The following is a 17,284-nucleotide window of genomic DNA, read 5'->3' on the forward strand; positions in this document are numbered from 1 at the left end:
CTGAGACAAGTATCTCACCGCGACAGCTCCTTCAAACCAAGGCGAATGAGCTTGGCCGAATCTGCATCTTCTCCGGCTTCTCTAAGTGCTGCGGCCACCGCATTGGCCGCCTGATCGCGCGAATAGCCCAGATTGGATAGCGCTGAAACGGCATCGCTCACTGGTGCAGAAGCCACACCCGCGCCGATTTCCTGCTTAAGCCCGATCGTGCCGCTGGCTTCCCCCGCAAAGGCCGGTGCCTTGTTCTTCAACTCGGTAACGATGCGTTCGGCCACCTTCTTGCCAACGCCCGGCGCACGCGAAACCATATTGATATCGCGCAAAGCAATCGCATTGGCGAGTTCCGGCACCGTCAATGTACCCAGAACGGCAAGCGCGACCTTGGCACCAACGCCCTGGACATTCTGCAACAGGCGGAACCATTCGCGCTCAAGCTGCGATGCGAAACCATAAAGGCGGATCATGTCCTCGCGCACATAGGTCTCGATAAACAGAACAGCCGCTTCCCCTGCCCCGCCAAGATTACCAAGCGTACGGGCCGAACAAAAAGCAACATAGCCAACGCCATGCACGTCGATGACGGCATGATCCTCAGCGATTTCATCGATCACGCCCTTGAGCTTGCCGATCATTTGATACCTATCCTGCTAAAAGCGCATCCCGAAAAATGTGTAACGGTTTTCGGAACAAGATGCGCGTTAACTTAGAAGCGCCTGCAATCTGCGTGCGCTGACAATGCTCTGACGGTGATGTGCATGGCAAATGGCAATGGCGAGCGCATCGGCAGCATCGCTCGTATCGAACGTTGCGCGCGGCATCAGAACCTTCACCATCATATGAATTTGCTGCTTTTCACCATGGCCCACGCCAATCACCGCCTTCTTGACGGCGTTGGGCGCATATTCCGCAACAGGAAGCCCGGCCTGAGCAGGCGCCAGAAGTGCAATACCGCGCGCCTGACCGAGCTTGAGCGTAGCAGTTGCATCCTTGTTGACGAATGTATGTTCGACGGCGGCTTCATGCGGCATGAATTCATGCAGGACCTTTGCGAGCCCCTCATGCAGCTGGCAAAGCCGTGAAGCGAGATCCATCTCGGCATTCGACGTCACAGTGCCGGAGCCGATAAAATGCAGGGAATTTCCAAGCGATTCGACGATGCCCCAGCCGGTACGGCGGAGCCCCGGATCAATACCAATGATGCGAATCGTTTCTTTCATAAGTGAACCCTATCCTCAGACAGGTTCACTTGACAGCATAAATGTGAACAAAAGAGAAACATGCGCGCCGGGAAGCGCACATCAAATAAATATCAGGAAGCGCCGAAAGCGGTTTTGAGCAGCACAATCTGATCCGACACCGGATTGCCGCGCGGTGTGGTCTGCAGCGAAACGACTTCGCCATAGACATTGCGATCCATGCGGCGCACGCGTGCCTGAAGTCGGATCGAACGCTCGATAAGTTCAACGAAGGCGAAAGGAAGTTCATTCCAGCCTGCCGCTACATCGCCTGCCGATGGCGTATCAAGACGAACCTTGGCCTTTTCGGATTCAACCTGCTGGCGGGACATTTCGCCATTGCGGGCAGCGCGCTGCAGCAGAAGCCATGAAGCAACCTGCATCAGGCGGGTGGTCAGGCGCATCGATTCGGCAGCGTAAAGCGTTGCGGCAACTCGCGAGAGAGTGCGCGCTTCTTCACGGCCTTCTCCATCGAGGTAGCTGGCCGCTTCCTCAACCATATCCATGCCTTCACTGTAAATCGGCTTAAAGGAATCCGAGAAAACCATGCGCTCAGCGAGGCTGATCATATTGCCCGGCATCTGTCCCTGTTCGCTAATCACTGCTCTGCCACCTTACATGAACGCATCAGCGTCCATTTTGTTGCTCGCATACCTCAAATGCATGCGAATGAATTTCTTGAACCGCTGTTCGATCATGGGGAGAGCGAAGACGGAACAGCCGCTTTTAATGAGTCCACGACAAACTGCACCTTCATGCACTGTCGCGCAAGAATATGTTTAATGAAGAGTTAATATTTTTGGGAGGATTTTCAATGATGGTAAACGACTAAAGCCAGTCGCGGAAAGACCGGAGCTGGCTTTCCGATAACGATATGCGCGAAAACAAAGAGATAAGCGTGCAGCGGGCGCAATCAAACGCATGACGCTCTGAAAACTCTGCCCGCAAGAAGAGCATAAAAAAAGAGCCGCAAAGGCGGCTCTCAGGAGTTTAACAGGGAGGCGTCAAACAGAGTGGCTAAACCACTCGGTAAGAATCCAGCCGAACTGGATGTAAACCATTTAACGCCGTTAAGATTAATGAAGCGTTAATTTTGGGCTCAAGCTGTGGAAGTTTCCGCGCCCTGTCAGCAAGCCCAAATAAAAAAGCCGCCCGAAGGCGGCTTTTAAAAATTACTCGATCATACCCGTTGCAAAGCAGGTTTCGGGTTTGATGCGGCCGGAACCTTGGTGCCTTCGGCGGTTGCAGGCTTTGCCGCTGGCTTCTTGCCCCAACCGATCGTTGGCAGCCACTCAAGATAATAAGCCAGTGCGAATTGCATCACCACACCCGTTGCAATCAACAGCGCATCATATGGCAGACCACCCGGATTAACGAGCTTCATCACCTGCGCAACCATTGCCAGCAGCGTACCAGCAATAAACACAGGCAGCGAATGCTTACCCAGAATGGCAAGCGGATTATCAGAAGACGTGCGCGCAATACTGTTCAACGTCGGCACGACCGCGATCAGATAAGCCATCGCCAGCACATGCAGTAGACGCGGAGCCGAAAGGAAGGTCTTGTCAAAGCCCGTCAGGACCGCAGGCATTCCCATCGAGGCATCAATGCCCCAGAGCGGAATACGAACCCAGGCCAGCGACAGAACCAGATAACCGACAGCAACTGCAATCAGCGCAGGATGTGCCGGGATTTTATCACCGCGACGCACATACATGACACCGGCAATACCGATCGCAAACAGGAACTGCCAGGACAGTGGGTTTAGGAACCAGACGCCGCCAGTCGGGTAGTTGATCGGTGCAACGCCATAAAGACCCGACAGAAGCCAGACTGTACCCGACACGGCAACCATCAGAGAAAGGCTGATGCGTGCAAGGAGCAGCAGCAGTGGCGTCATCAGAAGCATGACGGCATACATCGACAGAATATTGTTGTAGCCGAGCTGATGTCCAAGCGTGACCAGACCAAGCAGAGCTTCAACCGGCTGCTTGACCAGCGGGCCGATATTGATCTGCGTGAGCAGCTCACGATGCTTGAGGAAAATGGCGGCGGCAGCAAAAATACCGATCGTCGCAAGCGTCGTCATGATGTGCGCAGTATAAAGCACACAGGCGCGACGCCACATTTTCAAGGTCGGCACGAGACGATTACCCGGCGCAAACTTGCCGCCATAGGCCAAAGCCACCGCCATGCCTGAAATCAGAACAAAAGCTTCAGCGGAATCAGAGAAGCCGAGATTCTTGTGCGTGAAGTGCTCGAAAATCGTTCCGGGTACATGATTGATGAAAATCGTAAGCAGTGCCAGCGCGCGGAACACGTCGATACGTGTATCGCGAACCTTTGGCACTATTTTCGCCGTTTCACTCGTCATTTCGCCTGCCTGCCGTTTGTTTTTCCGTCTGCAATAGCGCAGCACTCATTGCCGCCTATATAGCTGGTAATTCGGGCGGAACCCGGTTGGTTCCAATCAACTTTCGTTCCAGTGGATAACATAATGCCAGAACACGACCTTCCGGCCCTTCAACGAAGGCGTGCTAATGCAAAAGGACTGTTCAACGAAGTCCTCTTACTTTATGCCCGAATTCCATCAACATCTTTCGCTAGGTTTGGTTTATGAACACGCCCAATACTTCACAGGAAAATGAACGCTGCCGCCTCTTGCTGGTCGCACCACCGCTTGCCGATGGTGATGCGCTGGCAAAGCTTTTGTCTGCAGCGCTCTCAGGTGGCGATGTTGCGAGCGTGATTCTCGACGGTGGCGATCTGGATGAAGCCGCTTTTCAGGCATCAGCCCAGAAAGCCGTTTCCGTCATTCAGAAAAATGGTGCGGCAGCTATCATTCTCAATGATACCCGCATTGCAGGTCGCGTCGGTGCCGACGGCATACATATCGAAGGCAAAGCCAGTGAACTTGCTGAAGCCATCGAAAAGCACACGCCAAAATTTATCGTTGGCACGGGCAATCTTCGTGATCGTCACGGCGCGATGGAGATCGGCGAACTGCAGCCCGATTATGTTTTCTTTGGCAAAATTGGCGCAGACAATAAGCCCGATGCTCATCCTCGCAATCTTGCGCTGGCTGAATGGTGGGCTGAAATGGTCGAAATTCCAAGTATTGCACAGGCTGGCAATACGATTGAAAGTGTCGTTGAAGCAGCACAAACAGGCGCTGATTTCGTGGCCCTCGGCCGTGCAGTCTTCGAGGCCGAAGATCCTGCAAAGGCTGTCGCTGAAGCCAACAGGCTTCTCGATGAAAATGCACCCCGCTTTGAAAATTAAATCCGCCAAGGTTTTGTACGCCCCCATGAAGAGCAGAATTCTTCTCGCTACGGCTTTGATCTTTGTTGCATCTGCCCCCGCTGCAATGGCTGCGGGTGAACCGACAGGCGCACAAACAAACCATGACAGCAAGGGCGACAAGCCTGCGGAAAAGCCCAAAATGCTGCCGCAACCGGCATCAACCAGAACGCTTCCGGCGATCGATCCAAGCCGGTTTGGCGACAAGCCTGCGGATGAGGCTTTCGGTGCGTATCAGCGTGGGCTTTACCTGACTGCATTCAACCTCGCAAAACCGCAGGCTGAAAAAGGCGACCCGGCATCACAAACGCTGATCGCAGAGATTTATGCGCGTGGTCTCGGTGTACCTGCCGATCAGAAGCAAGCCGCTGAATGGTATGCGAAAGCAGCTGCGCAAGGCGTTAATGAAGCGCAGTTCCGTTATGCGGCCTTGCTTCTTCAGGGCAAATACATTGCGAAGAATACAGCCAAGGCCACAGAGCTGATGCAGAAGGCTGCCGAAGGCGGCAATGCCATGGCGCAGTTCAATTATGGGCAAATGCTGCTCATGAAAACACCGGGTAAAGCTGGTCTTGATCAGGCATTCCCGTGGTTTGAAAAAGCGGCTGATGCCAAGCTTGCCGATGGCGAATATGCGATCAGCCAGATTTACGCCAACGGCACCGACAAGATTGCACGCGACGAACCAAAAGCGCGTGAATATCTGCTGCGCGCCGCGCGCAAAGGCTATGATACAGCGCAATTCGATCTTGGCCGCTGGCTGATCGAAGGGCGTGGTGGCGACCGCAATTACGAGCAGGGCTTTGGCTGGATGCAGATTGCTGCGCAACGCGGAATGGTGATGGCGCAGGCATGGCTTGCCCGCCTTTATCGCGATGGCATTGGCACGGATGGCGATCTTGTTAAGTCAGCGGCCTGGTACATCATTGCCCAGAGAGCCGGTTTCCGCTCGCCGGACTTGAATGACATGATGGATGGTCTTGCAGACGACCAGCTCAAACAAGCAATCCAGACAGCAAACGACCTGCGGGTTCGATAATAATAGCCTTCATCAAAGCCTATTAATGCAAGAGCACGCACCTATAGCATAAAGTGTTAGAGCGGCCTTTGTGCGCCTTCTTGGACGCACAGCGCTCTAAATGTGCTGCTGTTTATTTGCGGCTTTGGCTGGTGCCTTATACCAAAACTCCTTGAGTATGATTCATGGAGTTTTGGTTAAGCCCGAGTGGCGATTGAACTTTTTTCAAGGCGTGATGCGTTAGTATCTTGAGCCGCCTTGGTATTACTGGCTTTCGTAAGCCTTTTTGCTCGCATCATAAACATAGGTCGTCACATCATCAGCGCCGAGCTCACGCGTCTCGCCCGGAGCAGAGATCGTCGTACCCGTAAAATTTACCACCAGCTTGGGCATATCCGACTTTTCATCCGGAGCAAAAGCCACCTCGCCCTGGCTCGACACACAGGGCATCACTTCGCCGTCAGAGCAGGCAGCGCCATTATCTTCACCCGCCAACAGATAGCCGACATGGGTCCATGATTTGTTGAAGGCGAATATGTCAAAGCCACTGTAGGACGAACCGTTATCGAGACCGGCAATAGGAACGGCCAACACAATTTTCCCTGACGGCGTGCGATATTCTGCAACCTTGCGGTTCGTATCGACTTCGTCGGGTTTCTCGTAAGAGCCCATCGAACCGATATCACGCGCAGCATGGGCAAGCGTCCATGATCCATCCACCAGCACAAAGGTTGCTTCCGAGAGACTGACCTGAGCCTCCGGGCCGGCCTCTCCGCCCTCAGCCCCCTCTTTTTGCACGGGCGTTTCCCATGCAAAGCCGGTGAAATATTGCTTTCCTTCCAGCTCAAACTGATGACCCAGCCAATAGGTCGCCGTTACTCCTTTTCCAACATCGTAGGAATCAGAGCCGTTACCATCTACCTTGTAGATTGCTTGCAGAACTGCCCCCGCATCAGGTGCGGCGGCGGCGGCATCATGCTGGTGAGCATTAACAGCTGGAGATGCGGCTGAAGCGATGGTTGGAACACAAACAGCTGCGATAGTCGAGAGCAGCAGGCCTGCTGCGGCTGAGTGGAAAAACTTTTGACGGATGCCGGGGATTGCCTTCGCTGCGGTTTTCATAACTCTCTCCAGAAATTCTTGAGCATTATCGAACCGGAAGAAAACACGGAGCGATAAGATTGCGCCTCGGGTATAAAGTGGTGAACATACTCGAATGAGAGGTCTCACACAGAAAATCCTAGAGCGTCCTGCGCCCTTTTCGGCGCACAAAGATCGCTCTAACACTCTATACGTTCAGCATAATTCTACCTTAAACGAATTCAAGCTTGAGGAATTGTGCTGTAGTCGGACATAGGGCAGATTTTTGTGTCAGACCACAAGAAATTGCGATTAAGCTGAGCTGGCTCTGCAAAGCTGTTTCCGATGTTCCGCATCTTCAGACAGAAAAATTTATGCCTGAGATGATGCCTTACACGCCAAATTTCGCATTCAATGATACCGAGAATGAGCTCTCAGGCTTGCACAAAGCGCCATTTTATGGTCTTGGAAACCCGATTATCGTGGTTCGAGTTAAAAGATGGACGCAATCCCCCAATTTAACGTGGGCGATTGCCTTTCTGTCGTGATGCGCCGGGCCGCAACAGTTTTCACTTTTTATTCCCGGATTAAGCTCATGAAGATCAATGGTAACGAAATCCGCCCAGGCAATGTCATCGAGCATGATGGCGGTCTGTGGGCTGCGGTTAAGACCAATGCGGTCAAGCCAGGTAAAGGCGGCGCCTACAATCAGGTCGAACTGAAGAACCTCATCACCGGCACCAAGCTCAACGAACGTTTCCGCGCTGCAGAAACCGTTGAACGCGTTCGTCTGGAGCAGAAGGACTTCTCGTTCCTCTACGAACAGGGTGAAGCTCTGGTATTCATGGATACAGAATCCTACGAACAGCTCGAACTGCTCAAGGATTTCGTTGGCGACCGCGCAGCCTTCCTTCAGGATGGCATGATGGTAACGGTCGAACTTTACGAAGAAAAGCCAATCGGCATCCGTCTTCCAGAACAGGTTACGCTTGCAATCGTTGAAGCTGACCCGGTCGTCAAGGGCCAGACCGCTGCTTCTTCCTACAAGCCAGCGATCCTCGAAAACGGCATCCGCATCCTCGTTCCACCATTCATTGAATCGGGTGAACGCGTGATCGTTGACACCAGCGAACTGACTTACATCAGCCGCGCATAATCCACTTATCCAAAATTCAGCGGCGCCTGCTTGTCTGGCGCCGCAGTCCGGCCTCTCCATGAGACCGTGACAGTTCTTTCTCAGATTGCTCAGTTTTGAGTGCCATTCGATCTGATCCGATCAGATCGGCGCTCTCAGGTTTATAAACGCGCATCTTTTTTCGAAAACCGGCTCACAGGTTTCGGGATGCGCTTCTAAAAAGGATGATCAGATGGCGCGTTCAGCCCTTCTCAATGTAATGGTTCAGGCTGCTATGAAGGCCGGACGTGGCCTTGCGCGCGATTTCGGCGAAGTGCAGAACCTTCAGGTCTCTCTCAAAGGTCCAGGCGATTACGTCAGCCAGGCCGACCGCAAAGCGGAAAAAGTCATCTACACCGAACTGAGCCGCGCCCGCCCGGATTTTGGCTTCCTGATGGAAGAATCGGGTGAGGTTGAATCCAAGGATGGACAGCATCGCTGGCTGGTCGATCCACTGGATGGCACCACCAACTTCCTCCACGGTATTCCAATTTTTGCAGTCTCCATCGCTCTTGAGCGTCAGGGGCAGATCGTTGCTGGCGTTATCTACAATCCGGCAATGGACGAACTTTATACCGCTGAACGTGGCGGTGGCGCATTCCTCAACGATCGCCGTCTGCGCGTCGCAGCCCGTAACAAACTCGTCGATTGCGTTATCGGCACCGGCATCCCGCATCTGGGTCGCCCCGGCCACGGCCATTACCTCGTCGAACTGCGCAACGTCATGGGTGAAACCGCTGGTATTCGCCGTATGGGTGCGGTTGCTCTCGATCTCGCGTATGTTGCTGCTGGTCGTCTCGACGGCTTCTGGGAAGACGGTATGCACCCTTGGGATCTCGGCGCAGGCATGTTGATGATCCGCGAAGCCGGTGGCTTTGTATCCGACAAAAAGGGCGGCCAGGACATTTTCGGCACCAAGACCATCGTTGCTGGCAATGAAATCATTCAGAAGGCATTGCTCAAGACGGTCAACAAGCCGATTTAAGAAGCTTCGTAACGCTGTTGATCCGGTTTTATTTGCATCTGGGTCAACTTTTGAAGAATCGACGAGAAGGCCGATCCAATGATGGACCGGCCTTCTCTATTTAATTTAAAGCTTTAGTATCAATAAAGCGATTACCATTGACCGAGAAATTTACCGACAGCCTCAAGTATATTTCCAAGAATATTCCACCAATGCATGGCAGTCCCCTCAAATAAAGTTGAATTTACAATTTAAAATTATCAAATTTCTGAAATATAAAAATAACAATATTTAAAATAATTCATATTAACAATTATAAACAATAAAATCAGCCGATCCTAAAATAGGATATGGCAGCGCGAACAAATAATACCGCTCATTTACGAGTTTATGCTCTGTCGCAGTTCAGGCAATAATCTTCATAAAGCTGTGCAATTTTCTCGTTTCAGGTGATTCCGCTTCGCTAACGAATGAAGTAGGATTCTGTCCGAACACCCGACCATGGAGCAGGACGCATGAGCGATTTGAGACTTTCACGGGAACGCCTTGACGATGCACGGGACTATGATCCTTACCGCCTGAGCAGCCCGAGAATTGTCATTCTCTCCATGGTAATCTTTCTCATCATCGTCGCATTCCTAGCGGCAGTCCTGATGCGGCAGATCCATACATTCTTCGTCACCAATCCGGGTCTTAACGGCCTGATCTTCGGTGTGCTGCTCGTCGGCATCCTGCTTGCCTTCGGGCAGGTGCTGCGGCTGCTCCCGGAAATCCGCTGGGTCAATTCGTTCCGCGATGGCGAACGCGACGGTACCACCCGCCCGCCCGTGCTCCTTGCACCCATGCGAGCCTTGATCGGTCGCAGACAGTCGATGGCACTAACAACCACATCGACCCGATCCATTCTCGATTCGATTGCCACGCGCCTTGATGAAAGCCGCGATATTTCGCGCTATCTCATCGGCCTTCTGGTCTTTCTCGGCCTGCTTGGCACCTTCTGGGGCTTGCTTGAAACGGTTGGCTCCATCGGACAGACCATCCAGTCGCTCGATCCAAGCTCGGGCAGCACAACAGATGTGCTCGATTCGCTCAAAGCAGGGCTTCAGGCACCGCTTTCGGGCATGGGCACGGCCTTCTCCTCCTCGCTGTTTGGTCTTTCGGGATCGCTGATTCTCGGCTTCCTCGATCTTCAGGCTGGCCGCGCGCAAAACCGCTTCTATACCGAGCTTGAAAACTGGCTTTCCTCGGTCACAGACCTCGGCTCCGATCTTAGCACCGACGAAAGTCTCAATGGCGTTCGCAACCTCGCTGAGCGCGTACAGAACCTGCAAGGCGGTGACGCATCGAGCCAGCGCACATCAGCTGCTCTCGCCAACCTCGCCGAAGGCATTCAGGGGCTGGTTAAGAGTATGCGCAGCGAACAGCAGATGATGCGCGACTGGGTCGAGAAACAGGCAGATGAGCAAAAAGCCATCCGCGAAACGCTCGACCGTCTGAACAAGGCGATTGGCGCAAAATCCTCTGGCGAACGTCCGAACGACCGCACACGGTCGGAGTAAGCACAATGGTTCTAGCCCGCAACCGCCGCCCGCAGCGTCATGTCGATTACTGGCCCGGCTTCGTCGATGCACTGACGACACTGCTGCTCGCCATCATGTTTCTGCTCACAGTCTTCGTGCTGGGGCAGTTTCTGCTGAGCCGCGATGTCGACACCAAAGACAGCGCTCTGGCACGTCTCAACAGCCAGATACAGGAACTCACACAGCTTCTATCGCTTGAGAAAAGCAATTCGCAGGACATGCAGGACACGATTGCCAATCTGCAAGCCTCGTTGTCAGGAGCGGAGAGCGAACGCTCGCGCTTGCAAGCCCTTCTCAATGAAGGCAGCGGCGCGGGTGCTGCCGCCGAAAAACGCGCAGGTGAACTGAGCCAGAGCCTTGATGCCGAAAAGCAGGTCAGTGCGCAGGCGCTCTCGCAGGTCGAATTGCTGAACCAGCAGATTTCAGCGCTGCGCCGCCAGATTGCAGCCCTTGAAGATGCGCTCAATGCCTCCGAATCGCGTGATCGCGAATCGAATGCCAAGATCGCTGACCTCGGTCGTCGTCTTAATGTGGCGCTCGCACAGCGGGTGCAGGAACTCAACCGCTACCGTTCCGACTTCTTTGGCCGCCTGCGTGCAATCCTGTCCGACAAGGAAAATATCCGCATTGTCGGCGACCGTTTCGTGTTCCAGTCGGAAGTGCTTTTCCCAACGGGCTCTTCCGATCTCAATCCTGCCGGTCAGGAAGAGATGAAGAAGCTCGCTGATGCGGTCATCACGCTCAACCAGGAAATTCCGGATGACATCAACTGGGTTCTGCGGGTGGATGGACATACCGACAATGTGCCGCTGGCAGGCACGGGTCGCTTCCGCGACAACTGGGAGCTTTCGTCAGCACGCGCAACGGCAGTGGTCAAATATCTAATCGCCAATGGCGTACCAGCCAACCGTTTGGTTGCAGCAGGTTTTGGCGAGTATCAGCCGCTCGATAGTTCCGATGCACCCGATGCCCGCGCAAGAAATCGCCGCATCGAGCTGAAGCTGACAGAGAGATAAACTAAAATTATAGCATTTCCGAGCCAAAAGTGCGAAGCGATTTTGCGTCAGATAATGCGTAAAAACAAGCAGTTACAGCGGTTCCAACGATTCTTTCTTAACTGGAACCGCTGTAAGGGGCCCATGAGCCCCCATTTTTATTTACCGAAAACGCCTGCGCCTGCTTCAAATTGCAGCTTGGCGAGGCGGGCATAAATGCCGCCCTTCTCAACCAGCGTCTGATGCGTACCCTCTTCAACAATCTGGCCTTTGTCCAGAACCAGAATGCGGTCGGCTTTCAGAACCGTTGCCAAGCGATGCGCCACAACGAGCGTTGTGCGATTATCCATGAGGCTATCAAGCGCTTTCTGCACCAGCATTTCACTTTCTGCATCAAGCGCCGAGGTGGCTTCATCCAGCAGCAGAACGGGTGCCGCACGCAGGATCGCACGCGCAATGGCAATGCGCTGGCGCTGACCGCCTGAAAGCGTAACGCCGCGTTCGCCGACTTCCGTGTTATAGCCCTTGTCCAGCGCCATAATGAAGTCATGTGCGAGGGCTGCCCTTGCTGCGGCCTCTATTTCAGCATCGCTTGCACCGGGTTTACCGAAGCCGATATTCTCGCGAATGCTGGTGGCAAAGATCGCAACATCCTGCGGCACTACGGCAATGCGTTCACGCACCTTGGCAGGGTCGGCTTCAGGCAAGGCCACACCATCCATCAGCACACGACCGGATTGCGGATCGTAATAGCGCATCACCAGCGAGAAAATCGTGGTTTTGCCGGCACCGGACGGGCCGACAATCGCAACCGTCTCACCGGGCTTTACAGTGAAGCTGACACCATTCAGCGACGGCGCGTCCGGACGCGTTGGATAAGAGAAATGCACCCCATCGAAGCTGATCTCGCCACGCGGCGGTTGTGGCAAAGCAACAGGGTTTGCAGGGGCGGAAATGCCAGGATTTTCATCGAGAATTTCTGCAAGCCGTTCGGTGGCACCCGCGGCCTGCGCAAGTTCACCGCCCACTTCCGAAAGCGCGCCAAAAGCGCTGGCTGCAAAGACTGCATAAAGAACGAACTGGCCCAGCGTTCCTGCTGTCATTGTGCCGGAAAGCACATCACGAGAGCCGAACCAGAGCACGGCAACCACGCTGGAGAAGATCAGGAAAATCGCAAAGCCTGTCAGAATGGCGCGTGCTTTGATGGAGGAACGTGCCGCCTGATAGGCCTTCTCGACGGCATTGGCAAAACGCCCCACCACCATATTTTCGTTGGTGAAGGCCTGCAGCGTGCGCATCGCCCCGATCTGCTCACTGGCATAGGCATTGGCATGTGCCAGCATATCCTGCGTCATGCGTGAGCGACGACGCACAGAACGACCAAAAGCGATCAACGGAATCACGATCAGCGGAATAGCCGCAATCACAAGTGCGGAAAGCTTGGGGCTAGTGACAACCATCATGATGAGCGCGCCGATACCCAGAATCACATTGCGCAGCGCTACAGAGGCCGTAGCCCCTACAACCGACTTGATCTGCGTGGTATCGACCGAAAGACGCGAGACGATCTCGCCCGACTGCGACCGATCAAAGAATTCCGGCGACAGGCTGGTCACATGGGAAAAGACAGCATTGCGCAGATCTGCCACCACGCGCTCGCCCAGCGATATGACGAAGAAATAGCGCAGTCCCGATGCGAGCGCCAGAACCAGCGCCAGCGCCACCAGCATACCGAAATAGTTATTGACGAAGACCGCATTGGCGCCGGTGAAGCCATGATCGATCATACGGCGTACGGCAACCGGGACAGCAAGAGTCGTCACAGCAGCAAGAACCAGCGAGAACAGCGCTCCAATAACCAGAGGCTTGTAGCGCGAGAGGAAAGGAAGCATCCGCCTCAGTGGCTTCAATGAACGGCGCTTACGCCCTTCCTTAGCACCCTCCCCAGCCCCCTCTTGGGCATTCAATTCTGGATTCATGCGAATTTGACTGTCTCTGCTGGCCATTCTTGAGATTGCGCCCTTGTTATTAGCGTGCGCCTGATGTATAGGCTCGCCAACCCTTTTGGAAGCCGTTGCCGTCGGTAACGGGTCTTCATATCTGCCATTGGGCGAAAGTGCCGCAGTTTTAAACAAGAAACTGGGATTTTCACCCCAGACTTTCAGGATTGAGAAGATGAAAGCCAGCATCCATCCCGACTACCACACCATCAAGGTCGTGATGACCGATGGCACTGAATACATGACCCGCTCGACCTGGGGCAAGGAAGGCGATACGATGAACCTCGATATCGATCCTACCACGCACCCAGCTTGGACCGGTGGTTCGCAGACCCTGCTCGATCGCGGCGGTCGCGTAACGAAGTTCAAGAACCGTTTCGGCAATCTCGGTATCTAATACTGACATTGATGAACTTACGAAAAACCTCGCTTCGGCGGGGTTTTTTGTTGCCTGCCTCTCTGCGCAAAAGGGCGCTATAATCGCGCTCTGCAGCCTGCTTCCCAAAAATGGAAACCAATTTTGGGCAACGACATGCGTAAAAAACAGATAGAGCGGCTCCAACGATTCGGTCTTAACTGGAACCGCTCTAAATGCGAAATGCTCTAATACCAAAACTCCATGAGTATGACTCATGGAGTTTTGGTTAAGCCCGAGTGGCGATTGAACTTTTTCAAGGCGTGATGCGTCAGCATCTTCACGCCTTGGTATAACGGCTGGAGGTCGGCACAATGGAGCGAGCAATGTCTGGCATATTGATCGCCGGGAGTTCGCATGTCGGGAAATCCACATTCGCCGCGCGACTGACAAAAGCCCTCGGGTGGAGCCTGATTTCAACGGATAGTCTTGCCCGGCACCCCGGGCGCCCCTGGCCTACCGTCCGCCCCGCCGTCGCCGAGTTTTATTCAAGCCTTTCACCTGAAACCATTCATTGGTTTCTAAAGGTGCATCATGAAAACATATGGCCTCTCATTCGAGAGAAAATCGAGGGGCACATCCATGATGGGCGACAATTCATCTGCGAAGGATCAGCCTTGCGTCCAGAATATCTGACGACATTGAACACCGCTTCAACCGAATGCGTCTGCCTTTATGCCGACGATGATTTTTTGCTCAGCAGAATGCGCAACGAGGCAGGTTACGATCACGTTGATAGCAGCCTTCGGTACATCATCGATAAGTTTATCGAGCGCTCTCTCCGGGACAATTCAGAACTGAAGGCATCTGCGCTAAGCAATCACATAAGGCTGGTGAATGCGGCAGATATGGTTGAAGTGAACCAGTCCTACGAGCAGTTATTGCAACAGGCATCCAATAACTCCGAGAAATAAAAAACTCCCGGACAAGCCGGGAGTTTTCGTATTCGGAACTGAAGCCTAAACTTAGGCGCTCAGCTTTTCCATCACTTCGTCGCTGACTTCGAAGTTCGAATAGACGTTCTGAACGTCATCATCGTCTTCAAGAACATTGAGAAGCTTGAGCACGGAGCGTGCCTTTTCTTCATCGAGTTCCGTGTTGGTCTGTGGCTTCCAGATCGTCTTGATCGATTCGGCTTCACCGAGCGCCGTTTCCAACGCCTTCGATACTTCACCAATGTCTTCAAAGGCGCAGAGGATCACATGCTCTTCTTCGCCCGACTGAACGTCATCGGCACCGGCTTCAATAGCCGCTTCCATGACCTTGTCGGCATCGCCAACAGAAATCTTGTAAACGATTTCGCCAACGCGATCGAACATGAAGGCTGCAGAACCGGTTTCACCCAGAGCGCCACCCGACTTGGTGAAAGCTGCACGCACATTGGATGCGGTACGGTTACGGTTGTCGGTCAGCGCTTCAACGATGACCATCACGCCGCCCGGGCCGCGGCCCTCGTAGCGCACTTCATCATAGTTTTCACCGTCGTTGCCTGCCGCCTTCTTGATGGCGCGCTCGATGTTATCTTTCGGCATCGACTGCGCCTTGGCGTTCTGGATGGCCAGACGCAGGCGCGGGTTCATCAACGGGTCAGGCAGACCCTGCTTTGCAGCCACGGTGATTTCTCGACCAAGCTTGGAAAACATTTTCGACCGCACGGCATCCTGACGGCCTTTGCGGTGCATGATATTCTTAAACTGTGAATGGCCAGCCATGGCACCCCTGTTCTGTTCATATGATGCGCACGGAGAAAGCGTCACATAAGAATGGGTCTGGCCGCAGACAGGTCGGCCACCGCGCTTTCCGTGCTGAATGGCCGCGTTATAAGGAATTGAGCCGCATTCGTCCAGCAAAAGCGCGATCACGCAATCACTTGTCGATAAAGTTGACAGGCCTCGACGCGGACCACCAAACAATATTATCTATAAAACCATGAATCAGCGCTCAAATGACACTCCCGGCGAAACCATTGCCGCCCGCATCAGCCGAATTCTCGCCGACCGTATTATTGCGGGCGAGATCGAGCCGGGCATCAAACTCCGTCAGGATCATATCGCCGAAGAGTTCGAAACAAGCCATGTGCCCGTGCGCGAAGCCTTTCGCCGCTTGGAAGCGCAAGGGCTTGTGGTTTCCGAACCCCGTCGCGGTGTGCGCGTTGCGTCCTTCGATATCAGCGAAATCCGCGAAGTGGCGGAAATGCGCGCAGCACTTGAAGTGCTGGCCCTGCGTCATGCAGCGCCCCATATCAGCCGCGCCACGCTGGACGCTGCCGAACAGGCAACCCTCGAAGGCGACAAGTCACGCGATGTGCGAAGCTGGGAAGACGCCAATCGTCGCTTTCATCGATTGATTCTGGAGCCATGCAACATGCCGCGCCTGCTGGCGGCCATTGATGATCTTCATGCAGCAAGCGCGCGCTTTCTGTTTGCCACCTGGCGTTCGGAATGGGAAACCCGCACTGATCACGATCACCGCGCGATTCTGACCGCACTCCGTCAGGACGACATTGAGACGGCGACCACCATCCTTGCGCGCCATGTGCAGTGGATCGGCCATCGCCCCGTCAAAACCGCATCAGGCAAGACCCGCGATTCTTTCGCCATCGTCGGCTAAGCAGCCACCCAGACCTTCCAGCGCTTAAGATGACCATGCGAGCTGCCGCACATGCAGCTCACGCGCTTGCGGCTGCTTTGATTTTAAAGCATTTCCAGCAAAAGTGGGAACCGCCTCCGCAGGGAAATCAGTTCGCCGGACTGATTTCTTTTCCTGCTGCGATGCGTCGGATAATGCGTACAAACAAATAGTTACAGCGGTTCCAACGATTCAGCCTTAACTGGAACCGCTGTAAGCCTCTCCCAATTTTTATATATTTTATCTATTTCTCACTTGCCAAACACCATCAATCCGATGATTTTAAATAGATCGAATCGTAATTTTATCTATAATTTGAGGAAGCCATGGCTTACATCACCCAGAAGCGTGTATCTTTCAGCCCACTTGATCTCGAATCCCGCTCACCAGCCCTACGCATTGTTGCGGTAGCCTTCGGTACACTGGTATTGGCAATCTCATCGCAGATTGCAGTCCCTATGATACCAGTTCCGATTACACTTCAGACACTCGTTGTGCCGCTGATCGGCGCACTCTATGGCTGGCGACTTGGCTTCATCACCGTGCTTGCCTGGTTGGGCGAAGCCATGATTGGCCTGCCGGTTCTCGCTGGCGGCGCTGGTGGTATCCAGCATTTTGCCGGTCCAACCGCTGGATATCTCGTCTCGTTTCCAATTATCGCAGCACTCACCGGCTATCTCGCGGAACGCGGCTGGAACGGCAAAAACCTGGTGCTTGCTTTTGTATCGTTCGGCGTAGCCAACCTGCTTTGCCTCGCCCTTGGTGCAATTTGGCTTTCAGCGCTGATCGGCGTTGAAAAAGCAGTAACCTTCGGTGTGACGCCATTCCTCATCGGCGCTCTGATCAAGTCAGCACTCGGCGCTGCAATTCTCAAAGCAGCAGCGCGATAAACGAT

The 17,284-nt window shown here is 53.9% G+C and carries 17 protein-coding genes; 10 read left to right on the forward strand and 7 right to left on the reverse strand.

All coding sequences use genetic code 11. The features are described 5' to 3' along the window. Positions 1-14 precede the first annotated feature (14 nt). The 4 genes from ruvA to CEV34_RS04435 form a co-directional block, all read right to left on the reverse strand. Positions 15-632: a Holliday junction branch migration protein RuvA gene (gene ruvA, locus CEV34_RS04420; RefSeq protein WP_007876585.1), complete on the reverse strand. Its 618-nt coding sequence runs from the start codon at positions 630-632 to the stop codon at positions 15-17. Positions 633-698: 66 nt separating this feature from the next. Beyond that, positions 699-1,217 (reverse strand): crossover junction endodeoxyribonuclease RuvC, encoded by a 519-nt coding sequence (gene ruvC, locus CEV34_RS04425; RefSeq protein ID WP_007876587.1) that lies wholly within the window; start codon positions 1,215-1,217, stop codon positions 699-701. Positions 1,218-1,309: 92 nt separating this feature from the next. Then, a complete protein-coding gene (gene rcdA / locus CEV34_RS04430; protein ID WP_007876590.1) occupies positions 1,310-1,816 on the reverse strand; it encodes a protease adaptor protein RcdA in 507 nt (168 codons plus the stop codon). 599 nt (positions 1,817-2,415) lie between these two features. Then, complete coding sequence (locus CEV34_RS04435) at positions 2,416-3,609, reverse strand: OpgC family protein (RefSeq protein ID WP_007876592.1); 1,194 nt, start codon at positions 3,607-3,609, stop codon at positions 2,416-2,418. Between the two features lie 242 nt (positions 3,610-3,851). On the opposite strand from CEV34_RS04435, the gene CEV34_RS04440 reads away from it, so the two are divergent. Together CEV34_RS04440 and CEV34_RS04445 are read left to right on the forward strand one after the other, a co-directional pair. Next, positions 3,852-4,517, forward strand: a complete 666-nt coding sequence (locus CEV34_RS04440) for a thiamine phosphate synthase (RefSeq protein WP_007876594.1) — start codon at positions 3,852-3,854, stop codon at positions 4,515-4,517. 25 nt (positions 4,518-4,542) lie between these two features. Continuing rightward, entirely contained in the window at positions 4,543-5,574 is a 1,032-nt protein-coding gene (locus CEV34_RS04445) for a tetratricopeptide repeat protein (RefSeq protein WP_039860152.1), read from the forward strand. Positions 5,575-5,817: 243 nt separating this feature from the next. On the opposite strand, the gene CEV34_RS04450 is transcribed toward CEV34_RS04445, so the two are convergent. After that, a complete protein-coding gene (locus CEV34_RS04450; RefSeq protein WP_007876598.1) occupies positions 5,818-6,675 on the reverse strand; it encodes a hypothetical protein in 858 nt (285 codons plus the stop codon). A 553-nt stretch (positions 6,676-7,228) separates the two neighbouring features. Between CEV34_RS04450 and efp the strand changes: the two genes are divergently transcribed. The 4 genes from efp (at position 7,229) to CEV34_RS04470 (ending at position 11,367) form a co-directional block, all read left to right on the forward strand. Further along, on the forward strand, positions 7,229-7,789 hold the full coding sequence (efp, locus tag CEV34_RS04455; RefSeq protein WP_007876600.1) for an elongation factor P: 561 nt from the start codon (positions 7,229-7,231) through the stop codon (positions 7,787-7,789). 211 nt (positions 7,790-8,000) lie between these two features. After that, a complete protein-coding gene (locus CEV34_RS04460; RefSeq protein ID WP_007876601.1) occupies positions 8,001-8,792 on the forward strand; it encodes an inositol monophosphatase family protein in 792 nt (263 codons plus the stop codon). A 494-nt stretch (positions 8,793-9,286) separates the two neighbouring features. Continuing rightward, entirely contained in the window at positions 9,287-10,330 is a 1,044-nt protein-coding gene (locus CEV34_RS04465) for a MotA/TolQ/ExbB proton channel family protein (protein WP_007876611.1), read from the forward strand. Between the two features lie 5 nt (positions 10,331-10,335). Then, positions 10,336-11,367, forward strand: a complete 1,032-nt coding sequence (locus tag CEV34_RS04470; RefSeq protein WP_094543317.1) for a peptidoglycan -binding protein — start codon at positions 10,336-10,338, stop codon at positions 11,365-11,367. 137 nt (positions 11,368-11,504) lie between these two features. Here CEV34_RS04470 and CEV34_RS04475 read toward each other — a convergent pair whose 3' ends face one another. Then, positions 11,505-13,325, reverse strand: a complete 1,821-nt coding sequence (locus tag CEV34_RS04475; protein WP_235819009.1) for an ABC transporter transmembrane domain-containing protein — start codon at positions 13,323-13,325, stop codon at positions 11,505-11,507. A gap of 196 nt (positions 13,326-13,521) precedes the next feature. Between CEV34_RS04475 and rpmE the strand changes: the two genes are divergently transcribed. Together rpmE and CEV34_RS04485 are read left to right on the forward strand one after the other, a co-directional pair. Continuing rightward, positions 13,522-13,743, forward strand: coding sequence for a 50S ribosomal protein L31 (gene rpmE, locus CEV34_RS04480; RefSeq protein ID WP_007876617.1), 222 nt, complete (start codon positions 13,522-13,524; stop codon positions 13,741-13,743). Positions 13,744-14,087: 344 nt separating this feature from the next. Continuing rightward, positions 14,088-14,675: an ATP-binding protein gene (locus CEV34_RS04485; RefSeq protein WP_235819010.1), complete on the forward strand. Its 588-nt coding sequence runs from the start codon at positions 14,088-14,090 to the stop codon at positions 14,673-14,675. Positions 14,676-14,726: 51 nt separating this feature from the next. Here CEV34_RS04485 and CEV34_RS04490 read toward each other — a convergent pair whose 3' ends face one another. After that, positions 14,727-15,473, reverse strand: coding sequence for a YebC/PmpR family DNA-binding transcriptional regulator (locus CEV34_RS04490; protein ID WP_039860161.1), 747 nt, complete (start codon positions 15,471-15,473; stop codon positions 14,727-14,729). 217 nt (positions 15,474-15,690) lie between these two features. Here CEV34_RS04490 and CEV34_RS04495 point away from each other — a divergent pair, with 217 nt between their 5' ends. Both CEV34_RS04495 and CEV34_RS04500 read left to right on the forward strand, forming a co-directional pair. Continuing rightward, entirely contained in the window at positions 15,691-16,371 is a 681-nt protein-coding gene (locus CEV34_RS04495; protein ID WP_079212269.1) for a GntR family transcriptional regulator, read from the forward strand. Between the two features lie 344 nt (positions 16,372-16,715). After that, entirely contained in the window at positions 16,716-17,279 is a 564-nt protein-coding gene (locus CEV34_RS04500) for a biotin transporter BioY (protein WP_007876634.1), read from the forward strand. Positions 17,280-17,284: the final 5 nt, after the last annotated feature.

The sequence above is a fragment of the Brucella pseudogrignonensis genome (assembly GCF_002252525.1).
Classification (GTDB): Bacteria; Pseudomonadota; Alphaproteobacteria; order Rhizobiales; family Rhizobiaceae; genus Brucella; species Brucella pseudogrignonensis.